The sequence below is a fragment of the Pantoea sp. SGAir0175 genome (genome assembly GCF_043547855.1).
Genome location: NZ_CP028081.1, coordinates 3,707,990 through 3,722,794 on the forward strand (window position 1 = coordinate 3,707,990; position 14,805 = coordinate 3,722,794).

15 protein-coding genes are annotated in these 14,805 nt (G+C 55.5%); 6 read left to right on the plus strand and 9 right to left on the minus strand.

Features of this window, described 5'->3' with window-relative positions; translation table 11 throughout:
- Positions 1-85: 85 nt before the first annotated feature.
- Both C1N56_RS17360 and soxR read right to left on the minus strand, forming a co-directional pair.
- Complete coding sequence (locus C1N56_RS17360) at positions 86-754, minus strand: glutathione S-transferase family protein (RefSeq protein WP_021507831.1); 669 nt, start codon at positions 752-754, stop codon at positions 86-88.
- Between the two features lie 43 nt (positions 755-797).
- Entirely contained in the window at positions 798-1,274 is a 477-nt protein-coding gene (gene soxR / locus C1N56_RS17365; protein ID WP_021507832.1) for a redox-sensitive transcriptional activator SoxR, read from the minus strand.
- A 99-nt stretch (positions 1,275-1,373) separates the two neighbouring features.
- Here soxR and soxS point away from each other — a divergent pair, with 99 nt between their 5' ends.
- Positions 1,374-1,802, plus strand: coding sequence for a superoxide response transcriptional regulator SoxS (soxS, locus tag C1N56_RS17370; RefSeq protein ID WP_394516917.1), 429 nt, complete (start codon positions 1,374-1,376; stop codon positions 1,800-1,802).
- A gap of 244 nt (positions 1,803-2,046) precedes the next feature.
- Positions 2,047-2,328: a YjcB family protein gene (locus C1N56_RS17375; RefSeq protein WP_058770027.1), complete on the plus strand. Its 282-nt coding sequence runs from the start codon at positions 2,047-2,049 to the stop codon at positions 2,326-2,328.
- 54 nt (positions 2,329-2,382) lie between these two features.
- Here C1N56_RS17375 and C1N56_RS17380 read toward each other — a convergent pair whose 3' ends face one another.
- Entirely contained in the window at positions 2,383-3,333 is a 951-nt protein-coding gene (locus tag C1N56_RS17380) for an ATP-grasp fold amidoligase family protein (protein ID WP_031279756.1), read from the minus strand.
- 8 nt (positions 3,334-3,341) lie between these two features.
- Positions 3,342-4,598, minus strand: coding sequence for an oligosaccharide flippase family protein (locus C1N56_RS17385; protein WP_021507835.1), 1,257 nt, complete (start codon positions 4,596-4,598; stop codon positions 3,342-3,344).
- Positions 4,599-5,125: 527 nt separating this feature from the next.
- Here C1N56_RS17385 and C1N56_RS17390 point away from each other — a divergent pair.
- Positions 5,126-5,521 (plus strand): transposase, encoded by a 396-nt coding sequence (locus C1N56_RS17390; protein ID WP_031279757.1) that lies wholly within the window; start codon positions 5,126-5,128, stop codon positions 5,519-5,521.
- Between the two features lie 909 nt (positions 5,522-6,430).
- Here the strand turns inward: C1N56_RS17390 and C1N56_RS17395 are convergent.
- Together C1N56_RS17395 and C1N56_RS17400 are read right to left on the minus strand one after the other, a co-directional pair.
- A complete protein-coding gene (locus C1N56_RS17395) occupies positions 6,431-7,384 on the minus strand; it encodes a DMT family transporter (RefSeq protein WP_104093916.1) in 954 nt (317 codons plus the stop codon).
- A gap of 72 nt (positions 7,385-7,456) precedes the next feature.
- Complete coding sequence (locus C1N56_RS17400; protein ID WP_058757554.1) at positions 7,457-8,287, minus strand: AraC family transcriptional regulator; 831 nt, start codon at positions 8,285-8,287, stop codon at positions 7,457-7,459.
- A 126-nt stretch (positions 8,288-8,413) separates the two neighbouring features.
- Here C1N56_RS17400 and C1N56_RS17405 point away from each other — a divergent pair, with 126 nt between their 5' ends.
- Entirely contained in the window at positions 8,414-8,941 is a 528-nt protein-coding gene (locus C1N56_RS17405; protein WP_394516918.1) for an isochorismatase family protein, read from the plus strand.
- 106 nt (positions 8,942-9,047) lie between these two features.
- Here C1N56_RS17405 and ssb1 read toward each other — a convergent pair whose 3' ends face one another.
- On the minus strand, positions 9,048-9,590 hold the full coding sequence (gene ssb1, locus C1N56_RS17410; protein ID WP_021507842.1) for a single-stranded DNA-binding protein SSB1: 543 nt from the start codon (positions 9,588-9,590) through the stop codon (positions 9,048-9,050).
- 221 nt (positions 9,591-9,811) lie between these two features.
- Between ssb1 and uvrA the strand changes: the two genes are divergently transcribed.
- Both uvrA and C1N56_RS17420 read left to right on the plus strand, forming a co-directional pair.
- Positions 9,812-12,640, plus strand: coding sequence for an excinuclease ABC subunit UvrA (uvrA, locus tag C1N56_RS17415; RefSeq protein WP_021507843.1), 2,829 nt, complete (start codon positions 9,812-9,814; stop codon positions 12,638-12,640).
- Positions 12,641-12,916: 276 nt separating this feature from the next.
- Positions 12,917-13,981, plus strand: coding sequence for an NAD(P)-dependent alcohol dehydrogenase (locus C1N56_RS17420; RefSeq protein ID WP_394516919.1), 1,065 nt, complete (start codon positions 12,917-12,919; stop codon positions 13,979-13,981).
- Here C1N56_RS17420 and C1N56_RS17425 read toward each other — a convergent pair whose 3' ends face one another.
- Positions 13,982-14,338, minus strand: coding sequence for an MmcQ/YjbR family DNA-binding protein (locus tag C1N56_RS17425; protein WP_021507845.1), 357 nt, complete (start codon positions 14,336-14,338; stop codon positions 13,982-13,984). It abuts the gene before it with no gap.
- Between the two features lie 3 nt (positions 14,339-14,341).
- Positions 14,342-14,758, minus strand: a complete 417-nt coding sequence (locus C1N56_RS17430) for a secondary thiamine-phosphate synthase enzyme YjbQ (protein WP_021507846.1) — start codon at positions 14,756-14,758, stop codon at positions 14,342-14,344.
- Positions 14,759-14,805: the final 47 nt, after the last annotated feature.

Below are 14,805 nucleotides of genomic sequence, written 5' to 3' on the forward strand. Positions count from 1 at the left end.
GAAAAAGGCTGGCATTTCAGGTGGTTTGCTGCGGTGCCGCGACAGCGCGTCGCGGCATCCTGTATCGTCGCGTTACCGCTGCGCCTCAGCCGTTATTGAACTGAATCGGACCGCCCTGCTCCAGCGCGCGCTGCCACGCGGCGCGCTGCTGCATATTCTCCAGCCAGCGCGCCGTGGCGGGCATCTCACCCAGCGCGCCGCGCATCTGCAACGCCAGCAGCGGAAAACTCATCTGCACATCGGCAATGCTGAAGCGTGAACCGGCAAAAAAGCGCTGCTGGCTCAGATGCTGCTCAATCACGCGCCCGTGGAGCGCCAGCTGCTTGTTCAGCCACGCTTTCTGAATGCCTTTACTCAGCGCCACGCCGGCCGGGCGCAGCAGCCATGGCACCGGCTTTTTGCCCAGTTGCGCAAACACCAGCTTCATCACCAGCAGCGGCATCAGCGAACCTTCAGCATAGTGCAGCCAGTAGCGCGCCTGAATTTGCTCCTCTTCCTCATGCAGCGCTAGCAGATGCTCGCTGTCGTATTTCAGCTGCAGATATTCGAGGATGGCGCCCGATTCGGCGATCACCCGATTGCCATCGGTAATCACCGGCGATTTACCCAGCGGATGCACTTTCTTTAATTCGTCCGGCGCCAGCAGGGTATTTTCCCGCTGATAGCGTTTGATTTGATACGGCACCGCCAGCTCTTCCAGCAGCCACAGCACCCGATGAGAACGGGAGTTTTCCAGATGGTGAACGGTAATCATGCGCGATTCCTTGCTGCTAAGGGTTGGCACCTAGTATAGCGGATTAACGCTGCGGCTCGTCCTGTTGCGGATCGAGCAGGACCGCTCCGGAGCCCTGCTGCCCCAGGCGGTCACCCGGATTGCGCAGTGGACAGTCGCGCATCGACAGGCAGCCGCAACCAATGCAGCCGTCAAGATCGTTGCGCAGACGCGTCAGGGTTTCGATGCGTTTATCCAGCTCTTCGCGCCAGTGCTGCGTCAGCGCGTCCCACTCCTGCGTCGACATGCGCTTATTCGCCGGCACGTGCATCAGGCTGTCGCTGACCGTCGCCAGCGGAATCCCGATGCGCTGCGCAATTTTGATGATCGCCACGCGGCGCAGCACATCACGGCTGTAGCGGCGCTGATTACCGCCATTGCGCGTGCTGCTGATCAAGCCTTTGCTTTCATAAAAGTGCAGTGCCGATACCGCCACGCCGCTGCGTTTCGCCACTTCGCCCGGCGTCAGCACCGGTTTCGGGTAATTGCGTTCTTTTTTCATTTAGGGCCTTTACCTCAAGTTAACTTGAGGAATTATACTCGCACCCCAGCAAAACAGCGAATTTCAAACCAGGCGATAACCTTGCAGAAGGAACAGGCTATGATGCAACAGGAAATCATCCATTCACTGACTAACTGGATCGATCAGAATCTGGATAAAACATTGTCGATTGATGAAGTGGCGGCAAAATCGGGTTACTCGAAATGGCACCTGCAGCGTATGTTCCGTACGGTTACGAAACAAACGCTGGGTGGTTATATTCGTGAACGCCGTCTCACGCTGGCCGCCGAAGCCTTGCGTCAGACGCAGCGTCCGGTATTCGACATTGCGATGCAGTACGGCTACGACTCGCAGCAGACGTTTTCACGTGTGTTCCGCCGTCAGTTCTCGCAAACCCCTACCGCTTATCGTCACAGCATGCGTCGCCAGGCGATGGTGCAGCGTCCGCGTCTGGTCAACTTTGACTGCAGCGAAGGCATGAACAGCTTTGCCCAGCGCACCATCGGTGAGTGCTGTCCGGTACGCTGAAGTCAGTGCGCCCCACGCGGGCGCGCCTTTCCCCTCCTCTTCACCTTCCTCCAGCCCTTTCTTTGCCTGCCATACCAGGTCTAAATTTTGTTCAAATTTTCAAATCCAGTGATATAATGTGACTCAAGTCACAGATTCAAGCTGTATTAAGACGACAGAAGGGCTTCCCTGACCTCCCTTTTCTGCCGCCAGTGATGTCCGATGAATGTCAGGGATATTACTGATCTCAAGAGGTTTTTCGCCGATGGCTACGTTAACTACCAGTCTGATCGTCATGCGTTGGGAACTACTCAGCGCGCTAATGATGTTCTTCGCCAGCACCATGAAAATTAAATTGCGTCAGAACAGCCACCACGTGATGGCGCTGATGTGCGGCGGCGTGGGCGTAGCGATGTCATGCTGGTTCGTTACCGGTCTGCTCGGCATTACGCTGAGCATGGAAAACGTGCATAACTTTATGTCCATCACCAAAGAAGCGTTTATTCAGGTGATGAGCCAGACACCAGCCGACTGGCCAATGCCGTAAACGCGGCGCATAAAAAACCCCGCTAAGCGGGGTTTTTTATTTTGCTGTGTGATTTCAAATTTTCTTCAATACGGCTGGAAGTGGTACTTCCGGCACCGTGACGTCCGATCTCTGCGTATCGCGACGATCCTGAATCCACATATCACCCATCATCTGATTAAGCCCCCGATCCAACCCGGTGACCAGCCCGGCGCCTGGCGTGAACGTCAGCTCACCGAAGTAGATCTGTTCGCCATCGATATACCAGTCCACGCGCACATAATCGAAGTCGCTGGCCAGCGTTTTACTCAGTGCCAGCGCGTGCTGCAGCTGTGGCAGCAACGGTGACACATCCAGCCCGGTATCACGGATTTTGTGATACGCCTCGTTAAGATTGTTGACGTAAAAGTTCATCGACAGCAGCGGATTACAGCGGTTGTAGATCACCTGCAGCACATATTCAAAATTGCCGTCGCGCTTGTTGAACATGTGAAACTTGTAATCGATCGGCGCGGTTTTGCCATCGCCGATGTACTTCTCTACCAGAATGCGCGGCTTAATATAGCGATAGTGAATCTCGCGCGCCTCGTTGGCGAAATCGGTCTTCAGCCAGCGCTGGCAGTCGCTGATAATCTGCTGTTTTTTCAGCGCATCCGGTTCTTCCAGCAGGATCTCGACCATGTTGGAGCCGTGATTCGGCTTGATAACCGTGTTCTTCCAGCTCGGCAGCGTATGCAGTGAGTGCGGATCGCTGGTCTCATAAACCAGTGGAATCAGATACTCACTGCCTACCTTTTCGGCAATGTACTCACGCACCGAAAACTTGTCCGACAGGCGGCCATAGCACTGGTAGTCGCCGTAGACGAATTTGCGATACAGCACTTTCTCATTGAACACCTTCGGCTGACGCAGGTTCGGCAGCTTACGGAATTTGTGAAAGTAGTAGATGCGATCCTGGTAAGCCCAGGGCATCTTTTTGATGAAATACTGTACGCTTCTTCTGAGTTCGTCTTTCAACCTGATCATATCTGACCTCATTTGTAGGTTTTGTAGTTGAGTGAGGAAACCTGAATTTTTTGGATGACGCCGTTTTTGAAGAAGTAATTCATTACGGTCAGGGACAGTAACTCCGTGATGAAGACGCTCCAGGCGGCACCCATGATGCCGTAGCCCTGGATCAGCCACCACGACAGCGGCAGGCTGATGACCATCAGACAAATGATCTTCTTCAACAGATAGTTAAACCCGCCCTCTTTCACCATGTAGCGATAAGCGACGGTCCCCATTGCCGAAAAGCAGGTTGCTAACGACAGTAACGTAATGAGACTTCCGGACTGTGTGTACTCGTGACCATATAAAGCGATGATGATTTTTTCGCCGTACAAGGCGATCACCGCTAATAACAGCAATGAAACTCCCATGACATAGCCGTTCAGCCGCGCGGTGAGCTTGATCGCGGCTGCTCCACGCTCGCGGAAAATCTCCGAGAAGCAGGAAGTGATGATGGCAACCGGGATAAAAATCCAGGAAGCCGAAATGGTATTCGCGGCGGCGAACAGGCCAAGGTCGCGCGCTGAGGCGATGCCCGCGAGGAACATCTGTGCGGCTTTCACCTGCACCGAGATAAAGATGCTGGAGATGGCCAGCGGCAGGCCGGCATACATCAGGTAGCGCAGGTAGGTGGTGCGCTTGTCCTGCGGCGGTGCCAGATCCTGATGTTCGCGATAGAAATTGACGCGCTTGATGGCGTACGGCACCAGCGTGACGGCCACAATCGAAGCGGTGAGCCACAGTGGATTGAGGTGCAGCCAGGCGATGGTGAAGCTCATGGCAAAGCCCAGCAGCAAGCCGGCCGAGTTAGCAATGGTATTGAGCCGCGACGCCAGCCGCGCATTGTTATAAACGCTGAAGGTGTCCTGGGTGACAAACACCGACGAGATAAACGAGGCCAGTGCAAACGCAAGGAAGTTTTCCTGCATGTTGTACCAGACCCAAATCAACACCGGGATTGATGTCAGCAACAGCAGCACCAGGCGCATGGTCCGCGCCACGGTCATCAGCCGCAGGCCTTTCGGCGCACTTTTGCTGATGCGCTTGAACAGGATGGTTTCGGTACCAAAAATCGCCACGGTTTGCACCATGGAGAACAGCGAGGTCGAAAACGCCATTTGGCCAAACACCGTTGGGCCAAAGGATTTTGCCACGTAGGAGGTCACAAATATGACGCCGAATACCGAGACGATCTTCTCAGACATCATCCAGGCGGCATTAGACATTACGCTCAATTTCATTGACTGGTCCTTAGTATTACGTACAGCAACTGCTTTTCGGTACAACGTCCTTGAAATGAATTAACAAGCGCTCAGTGGGCCTGACACAATTTAATAACTTCAAACCAGGCTGGTCCGAAAAATGAGACTCGCGTCAGAGTTTAGCGATTAAATTCAGGAAAATTCCGATTAAACCTGGTGCGAAGCCCGATGGATGTAAACGATTTCAACCCGAATTCAGGACAAAAGTTCACAGGCATATCCTGAGTTTTTTGCAAGCAGGCTATGCCGAATTTCCAATGATTGTCGTATTTTTCTGCATTTGGGATGGAATGAATCTATATCAAAAACCCAGCACCAGGAAGGCGTTCAATGGCATTCAGAATAAAATAAGATTTATCCCATGATGATATTTATTCTAAATAACTTAATTTAACCCTCGCAATTCTAATCGCGCACTTTAATACTGCATTAATACCGTTTTTGCAGTACCAGATATTAATACAGTAATTCTCATCCACTAATTGATAAGAAAGGTAAGAGCATTTATGAGAAAGTCACGATATAGCGAAGAGCAAATCACAAATGCCATTAAAGCTTCTGAAACGGGAGTGAAAGTCAGGGAGATTTGTGAGGAGCTGGGCATTTCCGAGGCCACCTTCTATAGCTGGAAGAAGAAGTTCTCCGGGCTTTCTTCAGAGGAGGGTCGAAAAATCAAGGAGTTGGAGGATAAACTGCAGAACCTTACGCGCGAGCTGCAGACCCTGAGCTCCGACAAGGAGATGCTGCAAAGCGTGCTGAAAAACTTCTTCACTACGAATGAAAAGCGTCAGGCGGTCAACTTCCTGCAAACCACTTTCGACATCGGTACCCGTCGCAGCTGTCGTTTACTGGATATTAGCCGTAGCGTTTATCATTACCCTTCCGGTTCCGATAATCGCTAATACCATTGAGGCCGATGTTATATGACTTAATGCTGAGATTTGTTCTTACCAGAAGAGATGAAGATCATTAAATTCGGCATTCGCTACATAACAATTCGAACCACTTTTTCCTGATGAATGCCATCACGGAATCACTTCCTTTTTTGCGGTAAAATTGATTCACACCAGCAAAAGCCTCGCGTTTCAAGCCATTTAGACTTAGCCCAATCTCATTTTGGTGAGATTGGTGCTTAGTCTATTACTTCACGATTACTAATAATCAGACCTGATCACAGACAATTCTGTTAAGCGTTAATGAACAACACGGTGTAACCGCTCACACATTGGCTCAGTTTTAAACTGGATCTGGCCGCTGCGTTTATGATCGCTTTGGCGATCAGCGCTAGTCGGCTAACTCTTAAACCACACCAGGAATACTCCGGTTCAAAAACGTTATGATGTTTAAACTATAATGCCGAAAAACGGTTATCCACGGTAAATACTGCGCTTAAATCCATCGTCATCTTTAATCTTTTTTTCTGGCAGCTGTTGGGAATCATTCTTAACAATGCCGGTAACGCTTAAGGCTAAGGTGGCTTCTCACGCTGGAATTTCAGTGCCACAGTCGGGTAAAAATCCGACTGGCGAAGAGTTTTTTACGCGCTAAACCGGCGAATTGTTGCCCGATATGCGCTTTTTTTATCCCACCGGAACGCTTTAAGGCAGCGAAAGTCGACCTTTTACCGTGCTGACGGCAGGGAGTTTTATAGCGGAAGAGAATGAAAACCGGGCAGCCGTAGCGCTGCTCGGTTATATAGCGTGCGCGTGGCGGCCAGTATCAGGTCACTGAGGCGGGATTATCGGCTGGTCAAATTCCTAAAATATCAGAGGAAAGCGCTGCTGAGTGGATCACTCAGCAGCAAGGCAGGGTTAAGGAAGTGCGGTCAGCCGCTGCGGTTTAATGCGCATGGCATAGATCACGCCAACGATCAGACAGCCGATACCGATGCTGGTGAGCAGCGGTGGCCAGCTCTGGCGGTAAATAAAGGTCCACAGCAGGCCAGAGAGCGTTTCGAATACGATGAGCGGCCCCATCACCACCGTTGGCAAACGCTGACTGGCGGCATTCCAGCACAGCGCCGCCAGCCATGAGCAGAACAAACCAATCGCCAGCATCAGCCAGATAAAACGCGCCGGCTGCGGGCCGAACGGCAAAGCGAAATCGGGCTGCTGCCAGTGAATCTGCAGGCTCACCAGCCCATAAAACACCAGCGCCAGCGGCAATGTCACCAGCCCCTGCGCGGTGGCCCAGCTCGACGGTTTATGCTGAGGATGTTCGCGCAGCCAGCGCGCATTGCGCAGCGGATACCAGGTCCAGCACACCACTGCCAGCACCGCCAGCAGCAGGCCACTCAGGTAGCCCCAGAGATCAAATGCCGGCCCCTGCCCGTGCAGTTCCGCCGCGTTAACGCAGCCCAGACCGGCAGCAATGATGACCAGCGCGGGCATCAGCCGGCGCCATGGCAGGCGCCCTTCGAGATGGCCGTAACAGAGGTTAGCGGTGACGGTGATCACCACCGGCAGCGTACCGATGATCATGGTGGAGACCGGTGCGCCGGTGCGCTGAATCGCGCTGGCAAGGCAGGCGTAATAGAGCAGATTACCCACCAGCGACAGCTTCACCGCCTCCGTCCAGTCCGGGCGCGTCAGCTGTTTTAGCCGGCGCCGGCTGAGCCACGCCAGCGGCAGCACCACCAGACCAAAGGCAACATAGCGACCCGCCGATTGCAACGTGCCCGGATAATCGGGTATCAGCAGCGGCCCGACAAAAATCATGCCCCACATCAGCCCCGCCGCGAGGGCAAACACTATTCCTGCAAACATACACCTTTCCTTTATCTTTAATCCGCCACAGTGTGGCGCAGGAAAAGGTGAAAGGCTTGTAGCAGATTGCGGTTAACGTCCGCTGAACACCTGCTTTTGATAGCGTCCCGGCGTGATGCCGTAGCGATGGGCAAACGCCCGCGTCAGATGCGCCTGGTCGGTGAGGCCAACCGCCGCCGCCACGCTGGCGGCGCTCTCGCCCTGCGCCAGCCGCTGTTTGGCTTCGAACAGGCGGAAGGCCATCAGCATTTGATGGGGAGTGACGTGAAAGTGTTGTTTGAAACTGCGCAGAAAATGCCACGGCGACAGCGATACCAGCGCCGCCAGCTCCTCCAGCCGCACCGGCTCTGCCAGATTATCGCGCAGCCAGGCTTTTACCACATCAAAGCGGTGGGCGCCTTCGCGCGGCCGAGCGACGCCCTGCTGCGCCAGCGGACGCAGCCATTCCAGCAGATCCAGCAGCGCGCCCTGCCGCTCCAGCGCACTTTGCGCCTGCCACATCTGTGCCAGCGCATGGGAGAAAGGTTGTGCCAGACGCGCATCGGTGCGCAGCGCATCGCTGAACCACCAGTTGCGATCGCCGGTCAGTCGATCCATCTCCGCCGGATCGATATAGATCATGCGATAACGCCAGCCTTCGGCGCAGGCCGATTCACCGGTGTGCAGTTCATCGGGATTCATCATCACCAGCGAATGCACCGGCGCGACATAATTGGTGCCGCGGTAGCGAAAGCGCTGCGCGCCGGATTCAATGGTGCCAATCCCGAAGGCTTCGTGGGTATGGGGCTCAAAAGCGTAGCGGGAGATGTGCGCCTGATAAAGCTCAATGCCCGGCAGCTCAGCAAAGTGCTGAAACTGCGCACGATCCTGCTCACAGGGAAAGACTTCAGGAACCACCGTCACCACACACCTCCATACGCTATCAGGCAGTAAGCATGCGCGGCGCGCACAAAAAAAGCAAAGCCCAATCGCTTTACGCGCCTACCCGTTCAGCGCGACACTGGGGCCTGACCTATGAAGGAGGCGACAATGGCACAACGGGTGGTAATGGTAGTGGATATGCAAAATGGCGTGCTGGCAACGCCGCGTTACGACCGCGCCGGACGCTGCGCGCGCATTAATCAGCTGATGGCCGCCGCCGATCAGGTCATTTTTATTCAGCATAGCGGGCCGGATTTAGCCGTTGACTCCGCAGACTGGCACATAGTCGCCGAACTGGAACAACCCGCCGGCGCGCTTTACATCACCAAAACCGCCTGCGACAGCTTCTGGCAAACCGGGCTCGCGGCGCAGCTTGAACAGCATCAGATTGAAAGCTTTGTCATTTGCGGCTGCGCCACCGATTATTGTGTCGATACCACCATCAAAGTCGGGGCCGGCCTTGGCTATCACATCACCGTGGCGGCCGACGCCCACACCACCGCCGATCGCACTTATGTGTCAGCGCAGCAGCTCATTAATCAGCACAACGAAGTGTGGGCGGATTTGATCATGCCGGGCAATCCGGTGCGGGTTAAAACCACGGAAGAATTACTGCGGGAGTGGCGCGCGCATTAACGTCGTTGTATGAACGTGCGGAGAGAAAAGTTTTGTTGGACAAGAGCTTTTGAAATGGAGCCCTCGCAGAAGCGAGGGCTGGATAACGCGTTGATCGGTACGCCAATCAGAACGGGATATCGTCGTCGAAATCCATTGGTGGTTCGTTGTTCGCCGGTGCGCTCTGCTGCTGTGGACGCTGCTGCGCGCCGCCGCTGAACTGGTTGCCCCCACCCTGTGGCTGCTGCGGCTGGCCCCAGCCGTTATTGTTGCCGCCGCCCTGGCCACCCATGGGTGCGCCACCGCCGTTGCCGCCCTGCTGACGACCACCCAGCATCTGCATGGTGCCGCCCACGTTCACCACCACTTCGGTGGTGTATTTGTCCTGACCGCTCTGGTCCTGCCATTTACGGGTGCGCAGCTGGCCTTCAATGTAGACCTGCGAACCTTTACGCAGATATTCGCCGGCTACTTCGGCCAGCTTGCCGAACAGCACGACGCGGTGCCATTCGGTGATCTCTTTGTTTTCACCGGTTTGCTTGTCGCGCCAGCTCTCTGACGTGGCCAGCGTAATGTTGGCTACCGCGCCACCATTCGGCATGTAGCGCACTTCCGGATCCTGACCCAGATTCCCGACAAGAATCACTTTGTTTACGCCACGACTGGCCATGTTGCTGTCTCCCGATGAGTTGATGCTAAAAGTCTAAGCGAAAAATTGTATCACGTCACAATGACGCTTCCCACTTTCGAGCGGGATTCCAGTTTTTCGACCGTGACAGGATAGCAAAAACACTGGATATTTATTCAGTTTATTTTTTGTGCCATAATGATGCGTTTCTGCTGGTCGTGCTGGCAAGGCATGGCGAGCGTTGCCTAATCCGGGAAAGGTGAATGGATAAGATTGAAGTCCGCGGTGCTCGCACCCATAATTTGAAGAATATCAACCTGATCATCCCACGCGACAAGCTCATTGTAGTGACCGGTCTGTCGGGTTCCGGTAAGTCTTCGCTGGCGTTTGATACGCTGTATGCCGAAGGCCAGCGCCGCTATGTTGAATCGCTTTCTGCCTATGCGCGCCAGTTTCTTTCCTTAATGGAGAAACCGGACGTAGACCACATCGAGGGGCTGTCGCCTGCCATTTCCATTGAGCAGAAATCGACGTCGCACAACCCGCGCTCGACCGTCGGCACCATCACTGAAATTCATGACTATCTGCGTCTGCTGTTTGCCCGCGTGGGTGAGCCGCGCTGTCCGGATCATAACGTCACGCTGGCGGCACAAACCGTCAGCCAGATGGTCGATCAGGTCCTGGCGCAGGAAGAGGGTCGGCGCCTGATGCTGCTGGCGCCGGTGGTAAAAGATCGCAAAGGCGAGCACACCAAAACGCTGGAAAATCTGGCGGCGCAGGGCTACATCCGCGCACGTATTGATGGCGAAGTGTGCGATCTGTCGGATCCACCCAAGCTGGAGCTGCAGAAGAAACACACCATTGAGGTGGTGATCGATCGTTTCCGCGTGCGTGACGATCTGGCGACGCGTCTGGCCGAATCCTTTGAAACGACGCTGGAACTGAGTGGCGGCACGGCGATCGTCGCGGATATGGACGATCCCGATACCGAAGAGATGCTGTTCTCGGCCAATTTTGCCTGCCCGGTGTGCGGTTACAGCATGCGTGAGCTGGAGCCGCGCCTGTTCTCGTTCAACAACCCGGCCGGTGCCTGCCCGACCTGTGACGGCCTCGGCGTTCAGCAATATTTCGATCCCGATCGCGTGGTTCAAAATCCGGAGCTGTCGCTGGCCGGTGGCGCCATTCGCGGCTGGGATCGCCGTAACTTCTACTATTTCCAGATGCTGCGCTCGCTGGCGGAACATCTGGATTTCGATGTCGAAGCGCCGTTCAATAGCCTGAGCGACAAAGCGCGCGAGGTGATTCTGTACGGCTCCGGCAAAGAGAACATTGAGTTCAAATATATCAACGATCGCGGCGATACCTCGGTGCGTCGTCATCCGTTCGAAGGCGTGCTGCATAACATGGAGCGCCGCTACAAAGAGACGGAATCCAACGCGGTGCGCGAAGAGCTGGCGAAGTTTATCAGCAACCGCGCCTGCGCCAGCTGCGAAGGGACGCGCCTGCGTCGTGAAGCGCGCCATGTGTTCGTGGAAGACACCAACCTGCCGACCATCTCGGATATGAGCATCGGCCACGCTATGGACTTCTTCCGCAATCTGAAGCTGAGCGGCCAGCGCGCCAAAATCGCCGAGAAAGTGCTGAAGGAAATTGGCGACCGTCTGAGCTTCCTGGTCAACGTCGGCCTGAATTATCTGTCGATGTCGCGTTCAGCGGAAACACTGTCCGGCGGTGAAGCACAGCGTATTCGTCTGGCGAGCCAGATTGGTGCCGGTCTGGTTGGCGTCATGTACGTACTGGATGAACCGTCCATCGGTCTGCATCAGCGCGACAACGAGCGCCTGCTGTCGACGCTGATTCACCTGCGCGATCTCGGTAATACCGTGATCGTGGTTGAGCATGATGAAGACGCGATTCGCGCCGCTGACCATATTATCGATATCGGTCCGGGCGCTGGCGTGCACGGCGGCCAGGTGGTAGCCGAGGGCGATGTGCATGCCATCATGGCGCACGAAGATTCTCTCACCGGTCAGTTCCTCAGCGGCAAGCGTGAAATCGCGGTGCCGGCAGAGCGGGTGAAAGGCGATCCGTCCAAAGTACTGAAACTGAGCGGCGCACGCGGTAATAACCTCAAGGATGTCACGCTGACGGTTCCGGTTGGGCTGTTTACCTGTATCACCGGCGTGTCCGGTTCCGGCAAATCAACGCTGATTAACGATACGCTGTTCCCGATTGCGCAGCGCCAGTTGAATGGTGCCACCAGCGGTGAAGCTGCGCCGTATCGCGAGATCGCCGGGCTGGAGCACTTCGATAAAGTGATCGACATCGATCAGAGCCCGATCGGCCGGACGCCGCGCTCAAACCCGGCCACCTACACCGGGATTTTTACCCCGGTGCGTGAACTATTTGCCGGCGTGCCGGAAGCGCGTTCGCGCGGCTACAATCCGGGCCGCTTCAGCTTTAACGTGCGCGGCGGCCGCTGTGAAGCCTGTCAGGGCGACGGCGTAATTAAGGTCGAAATGCACTTCCTGCCGGACATTTATGTGCCGTGCGATCAGTGCAAAGGCAAACGCTATAACCGCGAAACGCTGGAGATTAAATACAAAGGCAAGAGCATTCACGAAGTGCTGGAGATGACAATCGAAGAGGCGCGTGAGTTCTTTGATGCGGTACCTGCGCTGGCGCGTAAGCTGCAGACGCTGATTGATGTCGGCCTGTCGTATATTCGTCTTGGCCAGTCGGCAACCACGTTGTCCGGCGGTGAAGCGCAGCGCGTTAAGCTGGCGCGTGAGCTGTCGAAGCGCGGTACCGGTCAGACGCTGTATATTCTCGATGAACCGACCACCGGCCTGCATTTTGCCGACATCCAGCAGCTGCTGGAAGTGCTGCATCAGCTGCGCGATCAGGGCAATACCATCGTGGTGATTGAGCACAACCTTGACGTGATCAAAACCGCTGACTGGATTGTCGATCTCGGTCCGGAAGGCGGCAGCGGCGGTGGTGAAATCCTGGTGGCCGGTACGCCGGAAACCGTTGCACAGTGCGAAAAATCGCATACTGCACGCTTCCTCAAGCCGATGCTGAAAAAATAGGTTTAACGCGCCGCACCCGCTGTTGCGGCGCGTTTTTTCTGATCTCGCCACGGCTCACCGCTCCGGTTACTCGCCAGCCGATGCCATTGTCTGAATGCCTTAGCAAATGCAGAAACAGGCAAGAAACAGACAACTTCAGGCATATACGCATCGCGTCCCGCTGACTATTCTTACTGCGTTCCTTTTTGGCGCCGCTGACGCGCCTCTGTCCTGCAGTGTCATCACTGAACGGACCCCTCGCAAAAAATACTCACGACACATCTGACTGGAGACACCATGAATATTACGCATGCCTATGCCGCACAGGACGCGAAAGCCAAACTCGCCCCGTTCGATTATAAGCCGCGCGAACTGCGCGCTCATGATGTGCAGATTGAAGTGTTGTACTGTGGCGTCTGCCACTCGGACCTGCACCAGGCGCGCAACGAATGGCGCAACACCGTATTCCCGGTGGTGCCAGGCCATGAAATCGTGGGTCGCGTCACCGCCGTTGGCGCGCACACGCACCAATATAAAGTGGGCGATTTAGTCGGCGTCGGCTGTATGGTCGACTCCTGCCGCAGCTGCCCAAGCTGTCAGGAAGGACTCGAGCAGTACTGTGAAAACGGCTTTGTTGGCACTTACAACGGCCAGGATCGTGAAACCGGCGCCATCACCTACGGCGGCTACTCCACCAGCATGGTGGTTGATGAAAGCTTTGTGCTGCGCGTACCGGAAAACCTCGATCTGGCGGGCGTTGCGCCGCTGCTGTGCGCCGGTATCACCACCTATTCCCCGCTGCGTCACTGGAATGTCGGTCCCGGCAAAAAAGTCGGTATCGTTGGTCTGGGCGGCCTCGGCCATATGGGCGTGAAGATCGCGCATGCGATGGGTGCGCACGTGGTGCTGTTCACCACTTCACCGTCAAAAATTGAAGATGGCAAACGCCTCGGCGCTGACGAAGTGGTGATTTCGAAAGATGCTGACCAGATGGCACAACATACCAACAGCTTCGACTTCATCTTAAATACCGTCGCCGCGCAGCACGATCTCAACCCGTTTATCGCCCTGCTGAAGCGCGACGGCAACATGACGCTGGTCGGCGCGCCGGAGCACGATCACCCGGCACCGCAGGTGTTTAACCTGATCCTCAAGCGTCGCAGCATTGCCGGTTCACTGATTGGCGGTATCGCCGAAACCCAGGAGATGCTGGATTTCTGCGGCAAGCACGGCATCACCTCAGATATTGAGCTGATCGCCATGAACCAAATCAACGATGCCTACGAGCGCATGCTGAAAAGCGACGTGAAGTATCGCTTCGTGATTGATATCAACACCCTGCGTGAAGAGTCTGCGGCTTAATCAGCGCGTCTCATCATCATGGCTGACGCCCGCCGCGCGCGTGGCGTCAGCCTGTTGCCACGATGCATCAACCAGATAGTAAATCTGCGAATCTTTCAGCGATCCATCCAGCCACAGCGTGCTCCAGTGCGACTTATTGAGATGTTCACTGGGAAACACATCGTGGTGTTCATCGCGCAACAACTCCGCCAGCGCGGGCGAGGTCTTCAGCGACAACGCCGGTCGCCCTTCAACGTCATGCACCATGGCAAACAGCACGCCATCGCTCTTCACCTGGGTTGCGTCCCACTCATCTTTATAACTTTGTGAAGCGCCCGGTTTGCTCATGCAGTAGGTCAGTAAATCCGACGTGTTCATGTTTTATTCCCCTTGTAAGGTGGCGACGATGCGCCGCGCGCCGCCGTGTACCCGATGTTCGCCCAGCCAGATCCCCTGCCAGGTGCCGAGCAGCAGTTTGCCGCGGCTGACCGGGATCAGCAGCGATACGCCAAGCAGTGACGATTTGATGTGCGCCGGCATGTCGTCAGCGCCTTCATAGTCGTGCTGATAGGGCGCATCCTCTGGAACGTGCCGCAGAAAGTGCTGCTCCATGTCGCTGCGCACCGTAGGATCGCAATTTTCATTGAGCGTCAGCGACGCTGAGGTGTGCTGCAACAGCAGATGCAGCTGGCCGATGCGCAGGTCCGTTAAGCCATTAAGCTGGCCGACAATCTCGTCGGTGATCAGATGAAAGCCGCGCGCCTTCGCGCTCAGCGTGAGAGTTTGTTGCTGCCACATGCCACATTCCTGGGTTAAACCGTTTACTTAAGTGTGCAGCATGTCGG

Bases quoted from the DNA above. Each gene is read 5' to 3' on its own strand.
- C1N56_RS17360 (WP_021507831.1), bottom strand. From the start codon at position 754: ATGATTACCGTTCACCATCTGGAAAACTCCCGTTCTCATCGGGTGCTG.
- C1N56_RS17425 (WP_021507845.1), bottom strand. From the start codon at position 14,338: ATGAACACGTCGGATTTACTGACCTACTGCATGAGCAAACCGGGCGCT.
- C1N56_RS17380 (WP_031279756.1), bottom strand. From the start codon at position 3,333: ATGATCAGGTTGAAAGACGAACTCAGAAGAAGCGTACAGTATTTCATC.
- C1N56_RS17390 (WP_031279757.1), top strand. From the start codon at position 5,126: ATGAGAAAGTCACGATATAGCGAAGAGCAAATCACAAATGCCATTAAA.
- soxR (WP_021507832.1), bottom strand. From the start codon at position 1,274: ATGAAAAAAGAACGCAATTACCCGAAACCGGTGCTGACGCCGGGCGAA.
- C1N56_RS17430 (WP_021507846.1), bottom strand. From the start codon at position 14,758: ATGTGGCAGCAACAAACTCTCACGCTGAGCGCGAAGGCGCGCGGCTTT.
- C1N56_RS17385 (WP_021507835.1), bottom strand. From the start codon at position 4,598: ATGAAATTGAGCGTAATGTCTAATGCCGCCTGGATGATGTCTGAGAAG.
- C1N56_RS17375 (WP_058770027.1), top strand. From the start codon at position 2,047: ATGGCTACGTTAACTACCAGTCTGATCGTCATGCGTTGGGAACTACTC.
- C1N56_RS17395 (WP_104093916.1), bottom strand. From the start codon at position 7,384: ATGTTTGCAGGAATAGTGTTTGCCCTCGCGGCGGGGCTGATGTGGGGC.
- uvrA (WP_021507843.1), top strand. From the start codon at position 9,812: ATGGATAAGATTGAAGTCCGCGGTGCTCGCACCCATAATTTGAAGAAT.
- soxS (WP_394516917.1), top strand. From the start codon at position 1,374: ATGATGCAACAGGAAATCATCCATTCACTGACTAACTGGATCGATCAG.
- C1N56_RS17405 (WP_394516918.1), top strand. From the start codon at position 8,414: ATGGCACAACGGGTGGTAATGGTAGTGGATATGCAAAATGGCGTGCTG.
- C1N56_RS17420 (WP_394516919.1), top strand. From the start codon at position 12,917: ATGAATATTACGCATGCCTATGCCGCACAGGACGCGAAAGCCAAACTC.
- ssb1 (WP_021507842.1), bottom strand. From the start codon at position 9,590: ATGGCCAGTCGTGGCGTAAACAAAGTGATTCTTGTCGGGAATCTGGGT.